Raw genomic sequence first — 16,771 nt, 5'->3', positions numbered from 1 at the left:
TCAGTTAGCTTATTAAAGAGTTGCGACAGATTGATTTGTTTTCATACCTTTCCATGATAGAAACTGTCTCTCTAATTCCTTCTTAATTTGCAGTTCAATTGCATTCATTTCATCCAGTTTTTCAATAATCGATACTAGCATACCTTTATTATTCGTCATTGCCATTTTAATTGCACGATACTGTACATTTGTAAATCCTTGTACAATATCCTCTACCCGATCACACCAATAATCAAATTCTTGCTCCGAATATTGCAACGTTTCACGGAAGTATGCAAAGGCATGCTCATAACTATATTTACGAATTGCAAGTACTGGTATTTGTTTTACTGCTGCTACAAGTCCAGAAAGCGCATATCCTTCTTCCTCATTTGCCATTTTTACAATTAAATTTTTCAGTTCCATAGTCAGTTCATTGTCGTTCTTTTTGAATGTTTCTGTGAAATAATTAGCTACTGTTTCTTGCGTTGGCTCCCCAATTCCTTCTATATCAATGAAATAACCTCCACCAAATGGGTTATCTTGAATAGAGTGAAGTACTTTTTCTCTTTCCATATTTCCTTCCCAACGAAAATCAGGATCTAGCATGAACCACTCTTCTTCTTTCTCTGTTTTTGATATCATTAAATAATGTGGAAACGGTTTTTGATGAAATTTATTTTCCCTCTCTGGTAATAGAGACATATCAACCATTACAATGACATAACGATTTTCCGGCTTGTTTTCTACTAATTCTAAAAACGTTTCTACATTGCTATCTTTATCTTTTGCATGATCATACCATTCGTTTACTTTAATACCGTACAATTTTTCAAACCAAAGTAAATAATGATCATGGTTAATGTTTTCAGAGTGATATGAAATAATTCCGCCTTCTGTTATATCAAAATCTCCATCCCATAGTCCAAAATAAAATGGACGAAAATCAATGTCGCTACGCCTTTTTATAATTTCACAAAAACAACTCACTAAACAGTGCACTTTAATTGAAGTCATACTCTCATCCACTTTCCTAAAGGTTAGTTATTCACATTTACTTCCTGTAACGGCTGTAACTCCTCCATAAAATCAAGCAAAGATCCTACAGTAAGAAATGCCTTTGGATCTACCTCATTCTCTGGAACGCATAACTTTACATCCATTTCTATGTATACAATAAGCTGTAACATCATTACCGAATCTATATATAAATCTTGATTTAAGCGCATCGTTTCTTCTAAATGCGTTACATTTTTCAGTTCCATTTTTTCTATCATAATTTTTAATACGGCATTCTTTAACGCTTCCCGTCTCATGTTGTAACCTCTCCCATCTCTAGTAACTTTCTACTTACTTTTCCAGTTTTATTTTTAGGAATTTCATTTACACTTTCAATTTCATGCGGAACTTTATAAGAAGGTAAGTGCCGAATACACCATTCTCTTATTTGTACTGGATCAACATGAGAGATCACTTTCGCTTTAACTATTTCGCCCATCACAGGATGTTTCCCACGATATACAATTGCCTCTTGAACACCTTCCAATCGAAGCATCGTTTCTTCTACCTCTATAGGAAAGACTTTTAATCCTGAAACATTAATTACATCGTCCATACGCCCCATAAAATGAATGCCACGCTCAGATTTATAACCTAAATCTTTCGTGAAAATTTCCTTATCATTCATTTTCACGACGATTTCTTCCGGTGCATTTTCATCTGAACCTATGCTTATACTCGCATGAGGTAGAGGGTTTCCTAAATCTAAATGGCTCTTCATATCATGACATATACTAATACAACCTGCTTCAGAACAACCGTATTGCTGCATCATATATGTTGTCATTTTTTTTAGTTTATAAAATAGTGCTTCTGGCAAAGGCGATCCTGATGTCATAATTTTATGAAACTGGAACGTTCCTAATGGAAAACTCCCCATAATGTGTAACATAAGTGGTACTGCATATATAATATGTTTTTCTGTATTGCGAACTATATTTAATGCGAATTTAGGATTTTTGTTCGTAATGATTACAGGCTTGCTCCCCCTCGTAATTGCTGATAACGTACCACATATTAGTCCGTATGAATGTGAAACAGGAGCCATAACGATTGGCACTTCATCTACTTCACAGTTTAAAGCTTCATTATAGGCAGTAATTTCTGTATCAACTTCCGTCCATGCTCTACGAATCAGTTTCGGTTCTCCCGTAGTTCCCGAACTATATTGCAATAAAGAAGGCTCTTCTAGTAAAAAGTTCTCTACTTCTAATTTTGTAAAATCGCCATATTCTCCATATAAAACTCCTACACAATTTGCACGCTTTGCCATTTCAATAGCCGTTTCGTTTGGCGTATCTTCATGTATAAGTAATACTGATGATTTCTTTTCTTTTAAGAAAAACACAAGCGTAATAATATCGAATGGATCTTTCAGACAAAGTGCAAATCTATTTCCTTCTGCTTCTTGAAATTGTTCCATTTCCTCATAAACTTGTAATCTCAATTCAAAATCACTTTTGCTATACTCTTGTTTATTAATGATTAGCATAATTTCCCCCTGTAACAGCTGATTTTTGTTTCATAAGTTGTCTTACTCTATACAATGGATTTGGAACTTCATGAACAAGCGATTCCACATCCATATATAATCGACGTTTCGTTAATTGTTCAGCATAGAATGTAGGTGCATATAATTGAATATTTTCAAATCTACCTTTCAAATGTGGATATATTCTTAAATGATTTTCAATTTCTTCAACAACCATCATCCAAAAATGTTCTTCTTTCAATCCATATTCATCCGCAAGTACGAATGCTAATTCTCCTAAATTAAACAGGAATAGTGCATCTAACACCATCTCTTGCAAACATTCAATGCCATCCATTTCAAAGAAATCATTCATTTTTCCATTCGCATATGTTTTATGCATTTTAGTAAAGTCGGGACATTTGTCAACTTCTTTCAAATATGGACGATAAAACTCAAGCCCTTCATGAAAATCCTTTAACGCAATACGAACAGGCACCCCTTCTTTATGAACTAGAATCATATTTTGTCCATGTGATTCCAGTGCGATGCCATGCTCTACAACAAGATGTATAACTGGTATTATCGCTTTTTGAATAAGTAATTGTAGCCAATCCTTCATTCCATATTTATTCAACCACGCATCAATAATTGGTGTACCATCTTTCTCTTTAGCGTATAAACCATTAAAAGGAATTGCATCCTCTTGTGCATCTAAATACTTATGAACGCTTTCGCGCCAAATACATCCTAATGAACCATATATAGCTTTCTTATTCGTGTCATACGTTACACTTGAAAACTCACTTAACAAGATTAAACGTGCTTCATCCATTAAATAGGCGTCATTACTTACAACATCATTTAACCAATTTGATATTACTGGTGCACTCACAACAGAGTATGGTTTCAGCGTACGAAGTGTTGAAGTGTTGAGTAAATTCATCGATAATTTAACGTACGGTTTCTTTGGACTAGTAATATTTCTTAACGTTCTCATTGACTGTTGCGCGCAATAATCGTCCTCTGATGTTCCTAAATAAATAATAAATTTACCCTGTATATGATCCGCATAATTTGAAATGATGAAATTCTCCCACTGCCATGGGTGAACAGGTATAAACACGTACTGTTTTGGATTACATCCCTTATTACGAATTCGTTCCATAAACTCTTCTAATTTACGATCGCCAATCTCCTCTTTTAAAAGGTTGTTATACATCACTTCATTCTCATAACCTACAGCCGCATAATTCTTATGCGCTGCAATCCATATGAGTTTTATTGGCTGCATAAATTCATAACCATATTGAAAATTGTCACGATATTGAAATCCAACACGTGCTTTATAACTAGGGTGATATGGATGGCCGTCTATTAATTGACTTTCAAACTCATCGTAAGATTTTTGAGTGTATTCTCTCTTATTATTTCTTTCATATTGTGCAATCGTGTCTTTAAATATTGTTTGTTCTAATTCGTGCATAAAAGAATCTAATTTAGCTTGTTCTACACTAGTAACCCGAAAAACTTCTTCTAGAAATTGCGAGACAGATTGTATTTCTTGCTGTTCATCTTGGACTCTTACTATTAATGAGTCTAACGAAATACGTCCAAATGTCATCCGTTCCCTGCCATAGCATTTGTACGTGACACTTTTGTCTTCTTCATCATGTCCTTGTATTATAAAAAGAATTTGTTCTTCTTTTTCTATGCGAACCGGTGTAATAATCCCCTCATAAATTAACGATTCTACTAATTGACGTAGCACTCTTCTTCGTACTGAAATGTAATCTTCTGATTCGAGCGCCTTCAATACTTTCGTATGATACATGTCCACTCTCATAAAACCCTCCACCTTATGACAAAATACCATTATTTGTATTACGTGAAATTTTAACTCTATTTATGAACGAACAGCCACTTCTCTAACGAGTGGATTATGTACTTGCACATAAATTGCTTGCTCTAATGGATTACTTAACTCATCGACATCGAAAAATCTCGTTAGTAAATTTGCTTTACATGCTAACTTATCTTCGTCCAATAATTCTCTTAAAAATGTAGAAGGTTCCCGGTTATATGGAAGGAATGATTCAAGTACAGACCTTAATTCCGAGAGAAGAATTTCCTCCTTAATTAATCCTGCTGTGCCAAAACCATTAATGAGGCCAAACATATGATTGAAAATTAAGTAGTAACGAAATCTCTCATCCACAATATAGTCGTCATATAAATTTCCAGTACGTTCTCCAATACCAGCTAATTCATTATTAAGCATCTCTTTCATTGAATTACAGAAATAAAATCCTTGATTATCACGGAAATAATATTTGACCGGATAACCATCTTTTAGCTGAACAACACTATTTTGCTGATGAGCTTCTAATGCAACACCATACTGTAAATACATCCATACCATTGGCTTTAAAGAAATATTCATATATCGTCTAAACCACTCTAAGCTTACTTCTTCACAGCTTTTACTTTCTAAATCTGCTAGACGATGAATAATATTCGATAACCGCGTACGCTCTCCAGGTATAGCGTCTTGAACTAGTCCAGCAATTAATGTTGCGTCATTTGCATGTTCACTATAAAAAGGGTTCTCGCGAATAATCACTTCAAATCCAGATTCTTGTGTTCCATAATTTAATGTAATAAAGGCTGGATCACAAATAAAATCAAATCCTGGAAATCTTTCTCGTACTTCACCAATAGCCGTATTTAACATTTCCTTCCCTTCAAGACCACTCTCAAGTTCTTTCAGTTTATTAATACGCATTGAATTCGTTACTTTCACCGGAAATGAAAACTTAAGCATATACTTCGAATCGGGATGATATAGCGTCCTTAGTGAGGATGTTGCCATATAATACTTACCTACAGGACCAATATACTCAAGCAATTCTTGAACTATCCAATCTTGTACGTAAGCTTGATGCAAGAGCCATTCTGCCTGAAGCGGATGAATTGGAATTAATGCATATTGATCTTCCTTACAGTACTTCGCTATAAATTCCTTACTAACCATCTCATCATTACTTAATTCTTTTTTTATAATCATTGTTGTAGAATCTGATAATAATGATTTTTCATTTACTATACTTTTATGTGCCCGAAAATAATGAAGCTGACATTCCCCTTTTAATTCTGGAGAATACATTGCACTTTTCCAATCCAATATCCCCTGTCTACTCTTTGGTGTAGGATGAGTTAAATGCCCAAATAATAAAGACTGCTCCGCTTCTATAAAAGTTGTATGGAAACCGTATAATGCGGATGTATCTTCTATTCTCTCTTTTGTAAATTCCTCAATATTTTGACAACTACGGATAACTCGAAGCATAAGTTCCGCAGGATTCGTTCCTTCTCCGTAGTTGATAGACATCTCTTTTATTAAAAACGTAATAACTGTAACGTAATCTGCTGTAATAACAGAATTACTATCTCCAATTTGATAATAAAATTGTTCTCCAAACAAATGGCGATCTGTTGATGATTTATATATAACTTCTCCATACAAAGTAACGTTCTGTGCCGATAGCCGACAACATAAATATGTGGGGACTGTATCTCTATTCAACGTATTACTGAAGATACTTTTCATTCTTTCATCCTCTGTAATCCATTCTCCACTCCCTGTTTCTCTTAAATAACAGTTTAAAAAGCTTTGTAATGTTGCATGTTCTGCGATTTGTTTCGCATGCTGCATGTTGGTCCTCCTCTTTATATTAACGCTATGAGAATTTCATATTACAATTGATAATTGAACATCGTTATCAATTATGATTCTAATTGATAATAATATTCAATTCAAGAGTATATTTCAGAATTTTTTTATGAAATTAAATTTTTCTTTTTTTCTTTCTTTTCTTTAATCTAGTTAAAAGTACACTAGAAAAATTCTTGCTTTCAAACTAATTACCTACTATTTTTTATTAATCCATTTTTTGATGGATTAATAAAAAGGTACACCAAATGAGGTATACCTTTCCCTACGATATATTTACATAATATTATTATATGTATCAATCTATATAGCTGTTTGTTTTTGTAACAAATTCAAATCTCTCCAACAATACGCTGTTTCTTCTCTCCTTACTCTCTCTAAAAATTTCGTATCAATTTTTTCAGGGTTAAATTTTTCATAAAACTTTTTAGAAGGATTATTCGTAACAATCCAAACTAAAAGTGATTGCATATTATTGTTTATACAATCCGATAATAAAGCTTGAAATAACTTTTGTCCTATTTTCATTCCTTGATACTCTTGTAAAAGGTAGATTGCATATAATTCTCCATCACAATTATATGTGCCAGTTCTTTCTACTCCCCCATCGATGAATCCAACTATTTCTCCACTTAAATTCTCTGCTACAAATCTAAATTGATGATTACCTTCTTTTTGAAAAATATCTTCCCATTGTTTTTCTCGTTTCTCATATGCTATATTATCTAGAATTTCGTCAGCAAATATACCTTTATAAGTTGTTTTCCAACTATCAACATGCACCTTTGCTATACCTGGTATATCATCCTTTATTGCTCTTCTAATATGTATTCCCATCATTTCTCCCCCTTGTTACTCATCATTATATCAATTTCATTCCTTAAAAATCCAAATAAAAAAGAGTGAATTCACTTCACTCTTTTTTATCACAATTATCTACTTTCCACTTCAACTGAAACTACTCGATCAATCTCTTTCAGGGAACTATATAACTCTGTTGTATATAAATCTTCTGGAGCTAAAATAACCATCTCTAGTTGCTGAAATGCTCCACTATCTATATCTTTAATTTTCACGCGTTTCACATGCATGCCTAAATTTTTAATTTGCTTAAATATACCATCTAACTCATGATGCTCTTTAACAGTAATTTTTATAGATAAATCCTTTTGTCTTAATGAATACGGTCCTGCAATTTTCACAAGTTGCGGAAGTACATTAATCGCTAAAATAATTAAAACCATAGCAACTGTCGCTTGTAAATAAAATCCCGCACCAATTGCGATTCCTAAAGCTGAAGCAGCCCACACCATAGAAGCTGTTGTTAATCCAGAAATAACGTCATTGCTTCTTCGTAAAATGACACCTGCGCCAAGAAAACCAATTCCACTAACAATTTGAGCAGCCAGTCGCATCGGATCCATATTTGTATGTCCTGGAACAGAATATACATGCACAGATTCAATTGAAACCATCGTAATTAAACAACTTGCTACAGAAATAACCATACTTGTTTTCACACCAAGTGGTTTATTCTTTAGCTGCCTATCTATCCCGATGAATAATCCTAAAAAGAGTGCTAAACCTAATTTGAGTAAAAATTCATATGACATATTTCCATTCTCCTTACTTTACAATGTTTCCCTTAGAATAACTCACTATAACTCTTTTATGATATCAATTCCAGTCTTTTCTATTCATTTAACGTAAAAAACCGAAAAAACATTTATAACGATGTTTCTCCGGCTTTTTATTACACTTTAGATTCTTCTTTATTTCTGATCTTTAATCTTAATTTCTGCACCTTTGTAGAATGCTAATTTACTGTCATTATACTCTTTTGTAAATTTGTTAAACTGCTCTTTCGACTTTTGTGTTTCCACATTTAATTCATTAACAGTTTTAACTCTTTCACCGATTTCTTTTAATTTCGTTTCTTTTACTTTTAATTTTTCATACAGTTCTTTTTCAGTCGCTAACACTTTCGTGTAATTTTCATTCATTTTTTGGAATGCATCATAACGATTCTTATACGACTCTTCTACTGCTTTTGCTTGTTTTTGTAACTTCTTATCTTCAATCTTCTCTATATTACTTTGAACAGATTTCGTTTCCTTCTGTGCTTTTTCTAGCATTTCTTTCTCACTTTTTAATACTTTTTCACGATCATCTACATTTGCAGTAGCTTGCTCTATTTTCTTCACAACTGCTTCATTATGATCTTTACCTTCTTGCAAAATTTGAGCATATAATTCTTGTCCTTGTTTCTCTAACTGCTCTAATTTTTTTGCTTCATCCACTAAAGATTTTTCTTGTGTTGCTGCTGTTTCAAAAGCTGTATATAGATTTTCTTCTGGCTTTTCACCGAAACAACCTGTTAAAAGTCCTACTGATAATGCTCCAACTACTGCTACTTTTCCATACTTCAACGTTCATTCCTCCATTACATACGGTTATCATGCCAAAAGTTCACTGGGAAGTGACTCTCTTCATGATAAGCTTCAAACTCATAACCTTTTTCTTTTAGTCCCTTTAAAATTGCTGGCACAGCAGCAACTGATTGCGGGTGAATATCATGCATTAAAATAACTTCTTGTGGTTTTGTTGCATTTGTTAATACGTTTTGAGCAATTTGTGCTGCAGCTGCATCAACTGACATTTTATTGTATTTCCAATCTAATGAATCAATTGTCCAATCCCATACTTTAAATCCGCCTTCTACCACTTTATTTCGAAGACCTTCATTCAATCCAGGCATCGAACCATACGGAGGACGTGTTAATTTAGGTGATTTCCCAATAATATTAGCGATTAAACCTTGATCTTCTTTCATCTCATTTACATACTCGCCATTTTTATATAACTTTGCGAAATTATGTGTCATACTATGCATGCCTACATAATGACCCTCAGCATTTTCACGTTTCACTAAATCAGGAAATTCTTTTACATTTGCTCCAATTAAAAAGAACGTTGCCTTCGCATCATGTTGTTTTAGCGTATTTAATAATTCGGCCGTATATTTCCCTGGCCCATCGTCAAATGTAAGATAAGCAACTTTTCTTTCTTTTCCATTAAAACGACTTGGTGCCGTTTTATTCATTTCAACTTTCGGCTGTTCACTTGCAAGCTGCACTACATTTTCTTGTTTCGCAACAGCTTTTGCTGGTGAAGTAATTGATTGAAACATGTAATACCCAATAGCTACTGCGGCAATCGCTATTAAAACGACTACTATTTGTTTAATTTTTAAAGCTTTTTCCATTCTATCGAATTCCTCTCCCTATTAATCTTATATATAAATCGCCCAATATAATTATACATCTATTTATTTTTATTTCACTATATAAATAGATTTTATTTGTATTATAATGGGAGTTTTATCAAAATTGTTGTTCCTATTCCTTCTTTGCTTGTAACACTAAACGCACCGCCATGAAGCTCTACCATTTTTTTAACGATAGCTAAACCAATACCTGCACCTGCAGCATGATTATTAATTTGGTAAAATGATTGCTCAATATATGGTAAATGTTCTTTAGCAATTCCAATCCCTTCGTCTCTTACCTTAATCACTGCTTGTCCTTCTATTTTAGTCGCTTCAATGTGTATTGTACTTTTTTTATGTGAATACTTAATTGCATTTTGAACAATATTCAAGAAAACTTGCTTTAGCCTATTTCGATCTCCCATCAATTCAATTCGGTCTATAGTAGTAATAAATTGAATTTCCTTCTCTTCCGATTTAGGAGTTAATTGCCAAATCGTCTCCTCTAGTATATCGTACAATTGAACCTTTTGTTTATATAAATTAAAATGATTTGATTGTAATCTTGAAAAATCTAGCAATTCTTCTACTAAATGAATCAATCTATCTGTCTCACCTGAAATAATGCCCATACCTTGCTTTATTTCTTCTTCTGTTAAATGATCTACTGTTTTTAACGTCTCACTCCAACCTTTAATTCCTGTTAAAGGCGTTCGTATTTCGTGCGAAATAGAAGCAATGAATTCATTTTTCATCTGCTCAGCCTTATCTATTTTATAGGCCATATAATTTAAACTATGTGCCAAGTCACCTAATTCTCCAGGATAATCTTCTTTAATTTTTTGCTTTAATGTGCCTTCTGCAATTTGTGAAGAGGCCTGAATAATAGATTCAATTGGCTCAACAAATGAATTTGCCAAACGTCTACTAATTAAGAAGACGACTCCCGAAATAACAATACCTACAGAAATAGTAAACGTAATAATTTCAATAATCTTTTTATTTACATTTGTTAAAACAGTCGTATATTTTAAAACACCAATAGTTTGTCCTTGATGTATAAGTGGACTTAGCACCTCTAGTTGTTTTTTATTACCTTTCATAGTAACTTGGTTATACATTTCACCTTCTAATAATGATTGCGGAATATTCACTTTACCTTCTACCTTTTCACCACTTGAAGATTGTATAACCGAGCCATGACGATCAATTAACTGTAATTCTGTTCCTTCTAATTGAAAGCTACTAATTATGTCACCACTATATTCTTGTAATCGAATAAAGTATAGTGAATTGTATTCTGAAAAAAAACGTGTACTCGTTTTTGCATGAGACTCTATATATTGCACAATACCATTATAATAGTATCGATAAATTGAGACTGAAAATACAACTTCAAATAATACAAGCATAAGTGTAATGACCGTCATAAAATATAAAGTCACTTTCCGTTTCATCTTATGCTTTCCTTCCACACATATCCTTTTCCCCACACCGTAAGAATAAATTCAGGTTCTGATGGATTACATTCTATCTTTTGACGTAACCGTCTCATATTTACATCTACTACTTTCGTCTCACCTACGTAATTGGTTCCCCAAATCATATTTAAAATTTCATCACGCGAAACTGGCTTTGAAGCCTGATTCATTAAATACTGTAATATCATATACTCTGTAGGTGTTAAATCGACTAATTGTCCATCTTTATACAATCTTTCTTCTATAATATTTAACGAAAATGGACCTGACGTAACAATATTCGTTTTTTCTTCATGTACTTCTATTCTTCTTAATAAAGACTGTATACGTGCAGTTAATACTACTGGACTAAACGGTTTTGCAATATAATCATCTGCACCTATTCCTAGTCCTTGCACCTTATCTTCATCTTGTACACGTGCGGTTAACATAATAATACCCATTTTTTTATTTTCTTTCCTGATAGCCTTACAAACTTCTAAACCATCAATCCCCGGTAACATTACATCCAGCAGTGCTATATCAACAGTTTGTTCACTCAAAATCTGTAACGCTTCTTCTCCAGTAGTAGCTTCTATTACATAAAATCCAGCACGTTTTAAATTTAAAACAATAAAGCTACGGATCGTTAATTCATCTTCTAAAACTAAAATTTTTGACATAATTCCCACCTCCTACTCTTGTTGATAATCCGCTAGCGGTTTTATATATGCTTTCACTTTTTCAAATTCCGATTGCTTCGGTACTGCATATACGTGAGAAGCCGTTTTAATTGCTGCGCTGTAGCCTTTTATATTGAACCATTCTTTCCGCTTAAAAATATGAACTTCAAGCCATATTTTATTTGTTCTTGTATCCAAAAACTTTTGAGAATTTGATTCTTTTTGCTGATCTGGTATTGTAATTTTCCCTATTAACTCTTTAGGAATTTTCACATAATACCCTTTTTCTATATCTATATATCGTTCTTCAATTGGTTTAATTCCAGATTCACTCCACTGTATGTAACGTTCAAAAAGCGGACTATCACCATGTGATTTATCCTCCCAACCTTTTGGACGTACAGTACGAACAAATTCAATAATGCCGTCTTCATTAACATCTTTACTTTCTACAACATATTCATTAAATAAATCTTCTTTCCCACCTATAGGTAATACTTCATAATGATCCTGATCAAATTTTGCTACATAAGTTATACCTGAATGAGCCCCTGTTCCCGCATCGATTACAACTGCCTTTAATGATTTAGAAATACGGCCCATTTGTATTCTTTGAATACTATTTATATACGGATCAAATGTAACCTCTGACAATACCTTAAACTTTTCAATGAACTGAACCTTCAACTGTTCATCTTTCATATACGAAACAAGGCTTATGTCTTTAAAACCATTTTTGTTTAAATCATCTATAAATAACTTTGTATACTTCTGTCTATAAAATTCCTTTATATCGTCACTCTCATTGGAAAAAACATACATTGTGTTTTCTAATAAATCACGATTGGTAGTTATTCCTATCAATAGTTCTCTTTTTCCACTCCCTGTGAAATCTCCTACCTCAACAATATCTACTTCTTCCCCATCAAATGTATAGGTTGACTTCATATTCCATCCATTATTTTTCTTCTCATATACGGCTAAATATATATGATAATCTTCATTAGGTATTTTATATACGATGACAGCTTCTTTTTTATTATCTCGTTCGAAATTCATTGACCATGTCGTCTGTTTATCTCTATTAGACATTGGAGTAAGTAAGCGATAATTAACAGGTAAATCTTTATCAATTTGTTCCTTTAATTCATTAATCCATTTTTCATTTGTAGGAGCTTCCATTAGACTTGTTGGAGCTTCAGACATTTTACATCCAGTCAATATAAAGATAATTCCCATCATGCTTAACCATTTCTGCATATGATATCTTTCCTTACCACAAATTTTGAATATGTCCTTTTACTTTTTTACCTATCCATTATACTCATACATATAAGTATAATTTTTCTAAACTAAAAAATCGTTACAGAAAAGTTACAAATACATTCCAAAAAAAAAGATTGGCAAAAGCCAATCTTTTTTTATTATTCGTTTCGGACTGATTTTGGCGTTACACCTAAATGATCATTTAATTTTTTTGAAATATCTTTTACATTTTTTTCATTTGGAATGTAATAATAAATACCACCGATACGTTTATCTGTACCTTCTATTTGCAATTTTTCCATTTCCAAATTAGATCCTGCCATATTTTTTGTAATGGCAAGCATATCGTCAAATGTTAAGTTCGTTTTCATATTTTTATCAACCGCATCTAGTAAAGAGCCCATTTTGCTAATTGATTGAACAGACATCGCTTTTTTGGCAATTGCTTCTATTACAAGTTGCTGTCTCTGTCCACGCATTGCGTCACTATCAATTTTACGCGTTCTTGCAAGTGCAAGAGCTTGTTCTCCATTTAAATGTTGGTAACCTTTTTCTAAATGGATCATACCAGCTTGGTCTTTACTATCTTGTTCAGTGAAAGTAACTGGTACATCAATATCAATACCACCAATTGAATCGACAATTTGTACGAATGATTCAAAGTTAAACTTCACATAATAATCAACAGGTACATTCAAAAATCTTTCCACCGTATCGCGTGTGCTTTCTACGCCACCAAATACGTGAGCATGAGTAATTTTATCTAATTTTTTTCTAGTTGGAATGTAAACACGTGAATCACGTGGAATACTTACTAGCTTAACAGACTTATCATCTTTATTAATTGTTGCTAATAAAAGTGCATCTGTTCGAACTGCTTCGCCATATTGGCTTTTTCTCATTTCACTTCCATCTACACCCATGATTAATATTGAAATATTATCCTTTAAAGGTTCGACTTCTTTATCACGCTTTGATGACTTATCAATTTTTGCATACGCATCATTTACAACAGCTTTTGCTTTATTATATATAAACGAACCATATCCTACTCCTCCAAAAATAAGTAGGAAAAATGGAATTAATATGAACCATTTTATTGACTTTCTTTTAGAACGCTTTTTATTACTTCTCGTATTTTGTTCTAATTCAGAGCTCATACCCATTCGCCTCTCTTTCTCTTTACCAAGTATAATGTAAGTCTATTTATCTTCATATTGAATTTCCTTTCACTAACCTTACAATTTTGTAAGGTTACTACTTAAACCCAATACGTATTCCATTTCACATTATACTCTCGTACTTATTTTTGGCAAGTCACTATTTACCAATTTCAAAAATTTAGCACTTCGCAACATATGAATTTACAAATTTATTAACTCTTTCATTTTAAATTAGGATGTCTTTTTCTTAACAAACGATATGAATAAAGAATCCAGCTAATTATAAAATCTCTATGAATACAGTATATTTGACGTTATTATTTCTCAAACGGCGTATACACGCTTTTCTTCCCCTGATTATCAATGTAAGCCGACTTTGCTTTTATTTTCGTTTTTTCTACTTCCATGTCTTCATTTGAGAAGTTCACAATGATTTTAATATCTTTTCCATAAGAAACAGATTGTACTAGCTTATCTTCTGACAAATACGCAAAATTCGTCATCTCTTCTTTTACTGCTTTTTCATGAACTTCATTCCAAACTTTTAGATGCTCTGTAATTTCTTTTTTATGCTTATTCCACTCTACTTCATCTAAATGGTACAACGGAGGAACATTATACAATAATTCAGACAGCATTCGATTTCCAACTTCATCTTTTACCTTTAAACTTCCCCATTCCCAATGATGCGTTGTAATAACGGAATCATTGTATACTAATTTATATAATGGTACCGAATATACTGGGTTTAAATATACTTGTTTATATTCTTCTTTCAATGGTACTTGTTTTGCATATTTTTCAGGCACATTTTGATTTGGTGACCAATATCCACCGACATAATACGGACTTGTTTTATTTTTCCGCATATCTTCATCGTCCCATTTAATAACAGGTGTTTCAATTCCATGTGCAAATGCAATCGTACTACTAGCAAAATCATTTCCGCCTTCAGAACCAACGACCATACCCTTTTCTTGCGCAATGTAGTCCATTCGTTTTAAACGTGCTTTTAAATCTTGCTCTTGCGTCGTTATATGTTTCGCTGAATAGTCATCGTAAATTTCACCTGTCGCATCACAATCAATAAACCATGAATTATATTTAGGACCATTTTGTAATATATCATTCATGCGTTCCTTTACACTAGGCAGCGATAAAGTCGGATTTAACTTGCGACCTCTTCCTAAAAAGCCTTGCACCTTTTCTCCGTTTTTCTTCGTTACAGTAGCCTCTTCATATAATGACGGGTCATTAAAGGATGCTGTGTTCCAATTTTTATCACTTTTTTCGTGAATGGAATGATACGAATCATACGGACCAACTAAATACCCCATTTCCTTAGCTTTTGTCACGAAATTAGGTTGCATAAATCCTTGTTCCCAGTTCGGCAGACCAATCCACGCTTTTTCTATTCCTGCCTCTTTCATTTCCTTTAATATATCCGTTCCATCTGCATTACCCCATTTACTTACCTCTTCAACCGCATCACCAAGTAGCGACTTTAATAAATGCTTATTTAAGCTATACAATTCTGTATTCGTTAAGTGACCTACACCTTTCTTTAATAGCACACTAGCTTCCTGATTAACGTTTTGAAAAATATCCTCTTTATAAAATTCCTTCATCGATAATACTTCGTTTATATAACGTAAAATAACATTTTTTTGATACTTATCAATGAAATCTTGTTTACTTACTTGATCCAATACATTCAGTTCCCCAGGCTCGGAACTATTCTTTTGAATAAGTTCTTTTATATGACTAAACAGCGGGCTATTTATTTGCTCCCTTAGTTTTGGCCAATTTATATTATTTTCTAATAAACCATTTTGATTCCAAAAATAAAAATGCGCCGCTCCATATAACTTTTCGATTTCTTTATTTTTTCTAGCCTTTTCTTGTAATGTTTTAAATTCACCTTTTCGAACAATATCATCCTTATACAGTTTAGCAATGCTTACCGCATCATTATTTGTCACATATAATTGAAATCCATATGTTTTATTTTTATTTATGCTCGGAAATTCATGTGTAAAATCAAATCCTATTTTCGGATCCGAATGAAATTTCAATTCATTATTAAACATATTCGTTGCAATATATACAATTGAATATTTCGAACCATTTAATGCGAAAAACTTCATAGAAAATGATTCAGCAAATGAATATGCATCATCCTTTAAAAACTTCTTCCAATTCTCATCATTGCTCGGAATTTGCTTACCCTCCCATAACGGAAGTGTATAATTTTCAGCTTCTACTTTCGGCCATGTAAAGCTTTCTGCACCAGTCGATTCCACTTCAATGTTTAAGTGGTCTTTTTTCTTTTCTAATTTTATTTTTACTTTTTGATCTGGATATTCCCACGATGTACGATCCTTTTCTTTTTTTACATTCGATACCTTCATTTTCGGTAGGGGTTGTGATGCCTGTTCCTTTACCCCCTCATGTTCTACAGTTAATGTGAATGTTTCTGGATTTACATCATAAGTAAAATCTTTATACGTCGCTTTCTTTATTTTAGACTCTTGTACAGCATTACTACCTTTTACGTCACAACCGACTAAAGTCGAAAACGACATAGTTGTAAGAAGACATATCGCTATCATTTTTTTCATCCTCTGCACCTCCACCAATGAATATACAGATGCTTTGTTACAGGAATGTGGCAAAAAATAATAGAGCT

14 protein-coding genes are annotated in these 16,771 nt (G+C 32.9%); all 14 read right to left on the bottom strand.

Annotated features, from left to right (window positions below):
- Nucleotides 1-12: 12 nt before the first annotated feature.
- Entirely contained in the window at nt 13-996 is a 984-nt protein-coding gene (locus MR143_RS02865; RefSeq protein ID WP_000200703.1) for a DUF6005 family protein, read from the bottom strand.
- 23 nt (nt 997-1,019) lie between these two features.
- Nucleotides 1,020-1,295 (bottom strand): petrobactin biosynthesis protein AsbD, encoded by a 276-nt coding sequence (asbD, locus tag MR143_RS02860; protein WP_242280611.1) that lies wholly within the window; start codon nt 1,293-1,295, stop codon nt 1,020-1,022.
- Nucleotides 1,292-2,530 (bottom strand): AMP-binding protein, encoded by a 1,239-nt coding sequence (locus MR143_RS02855; protein WP_000905504.1) that lies wholly within the window; start codon nt 2,528-2,530, stop codon nt 1,292-1,294. Before MR143_RS02855 ends, asbD begins: the two co-directional genes overlap by 4 nt.
- Entirely contained in the window at nt 2,517-4,355 is a 1,839-nt protein-coding gene (locus MR143_RS02850; RefSeq protein WP_001261815.1) for an IucA/IucC family protein, read from the bottom strand. The genes MR143_RS02855 and MR143_RS02850 overlap by 14 nt, the downstream gene beginning before the upstream one ends.
- Nucleotides 4,356-4,415: 60 nt before the next feature.
- Nucleotides 4,416-6,224, bottom strand: a complete 1,809-nt coding sequence (locus tag MR143_RS02845) for an IucA/IucC family protein (protein WP_001163355.1) — start codon at nt 6,222-6,224, stop codon at nt 4,416-4,418.
- Between the two features lie 321 nt (nt 6,225-6,545).
- The gene (locus tag MR143_RS02840; protein WP_003300898.1) at nt 6,546-7,082 is read right to left on the bottom strand and encodes a GNAT family N-acetyltransferase; all 537 of its coding nucleotides are present in this window, start codon (nt 7,080-7,082) and stop codon (nt 6,546-6,548) included.
- A 92-nt stretch (nt 7,083-7,174) separates the two neighbouring features.
- Complete coding sequence (locus MR143_RS02835) at nt 7,175-7,855, bottom strand: MgtC/SapB family protein (protein ID WP_000119510.1); 681 nt, start codon at nt 7,853-7,855, stop codon at nt 7,175-7,177.
- A gap of 159 nt (nt 7,856-8,014) precedes the next feature.
- Nucleotides 8,015-8,671 carry a YkyA family protein gene (locus MR143_RS02830; RefSeq protein WP_000873567.1) on the bottom strand — a complete coding sequence of 219 codons (657 nt, stop codon included), beginning with the start codon at nt 8,669-8,671 and terminating at the stop codon, nt 8,015-8,017.
- Nucleotides 8,672-8,685: 14 nt separating this feature from the next.
- On the bottom strand, nt 8,686-9,507 hold the full coding sequence (locus MR143_RS02825) for a peptidoglycan-N-acetylglucosamine deacetylase (RefSeq protein ID WP_000409483.1): 822 nt from the start codon (nt 9,505-9,507) through the stop codon (nt 8,686-8,688).
- Between the two features lie 101 nt (nt 9,508-9,608).
- Complete coding sequence (locus MR143_RS02820; RefSeq protein ID WP_002181652.1) at nt 9,609-10,967, bottom strand: sensor histidine kinase; 1,359 nt, start codon at nt 10,965-10,967, stop codon at nt 9,609-9,611.
- The gene (locus tag MR143_RS02815) at nt 10,964-11,653 is read right to left on the bottom strand and encodes a response regulator transcription factor (RefSeq protein WP_000036070.1); all 690 of its coding nucleotides are present in this window, start codon (nt 11,651-11,653) and stop codon (nt 10,964-10,966) included. The genes MR143_RS02820 and MR143_RS02815 overlap by 4 nt, the downstream gene beginning before the upstream one ends.
- A gap of 12 nt (nt 11,654-11,665) precedes the next feature.
- Nucleotides 11,666-12,913, bottom strand: a complete 1,248-nt coding sequence (locus MR143_RS02810; protein ID WP_001174877.1) for a hypothetical protein — start codon at nt 12,911-12,913, stop codon at nt 11,666-11,668.
- 164 nt (nt 12,914-13,077) lie between these two features.
- On the bottom strand, nt 13,078-14,079 hold the full coding sequence (locus MR143_RS02805) for an LCP family protein (protein WP_002163948.1): 1,002 nt from the start codon (nt 14,077-14,079) through the stop codon (nt 13,078-13,080).
- A 320-nt stretch (nt 14,080-14,399) separates the two neighbouring features.
- Complete coding sequence (locus MR143_RS02800; protein ID WP_000738156.1) at nt 14,400-16,703, bottom strand: glycoside hydrolase; 2,304 nt, start codon at nt 16,701-16,703, stop codon at nt 14,400-14,402.
- Between the last annotated feature and the right edge of the window lie 68 nt (nt 16,704-16,771).

Source organism: Bacillus cereus group sp. BfR-BA-01347, assembly GCF_022663835.1.
Taxonomy (GTDB): domain Bacteria; phylum Bacillota; class Bacilli; order Bacillales; family Bacillaceae_G; genus Bacillus_A; species Bacillus_A thuringiensis_K.
This window is presented reverse-complemented; position numbering and strand designations above follow the sequence as displayed.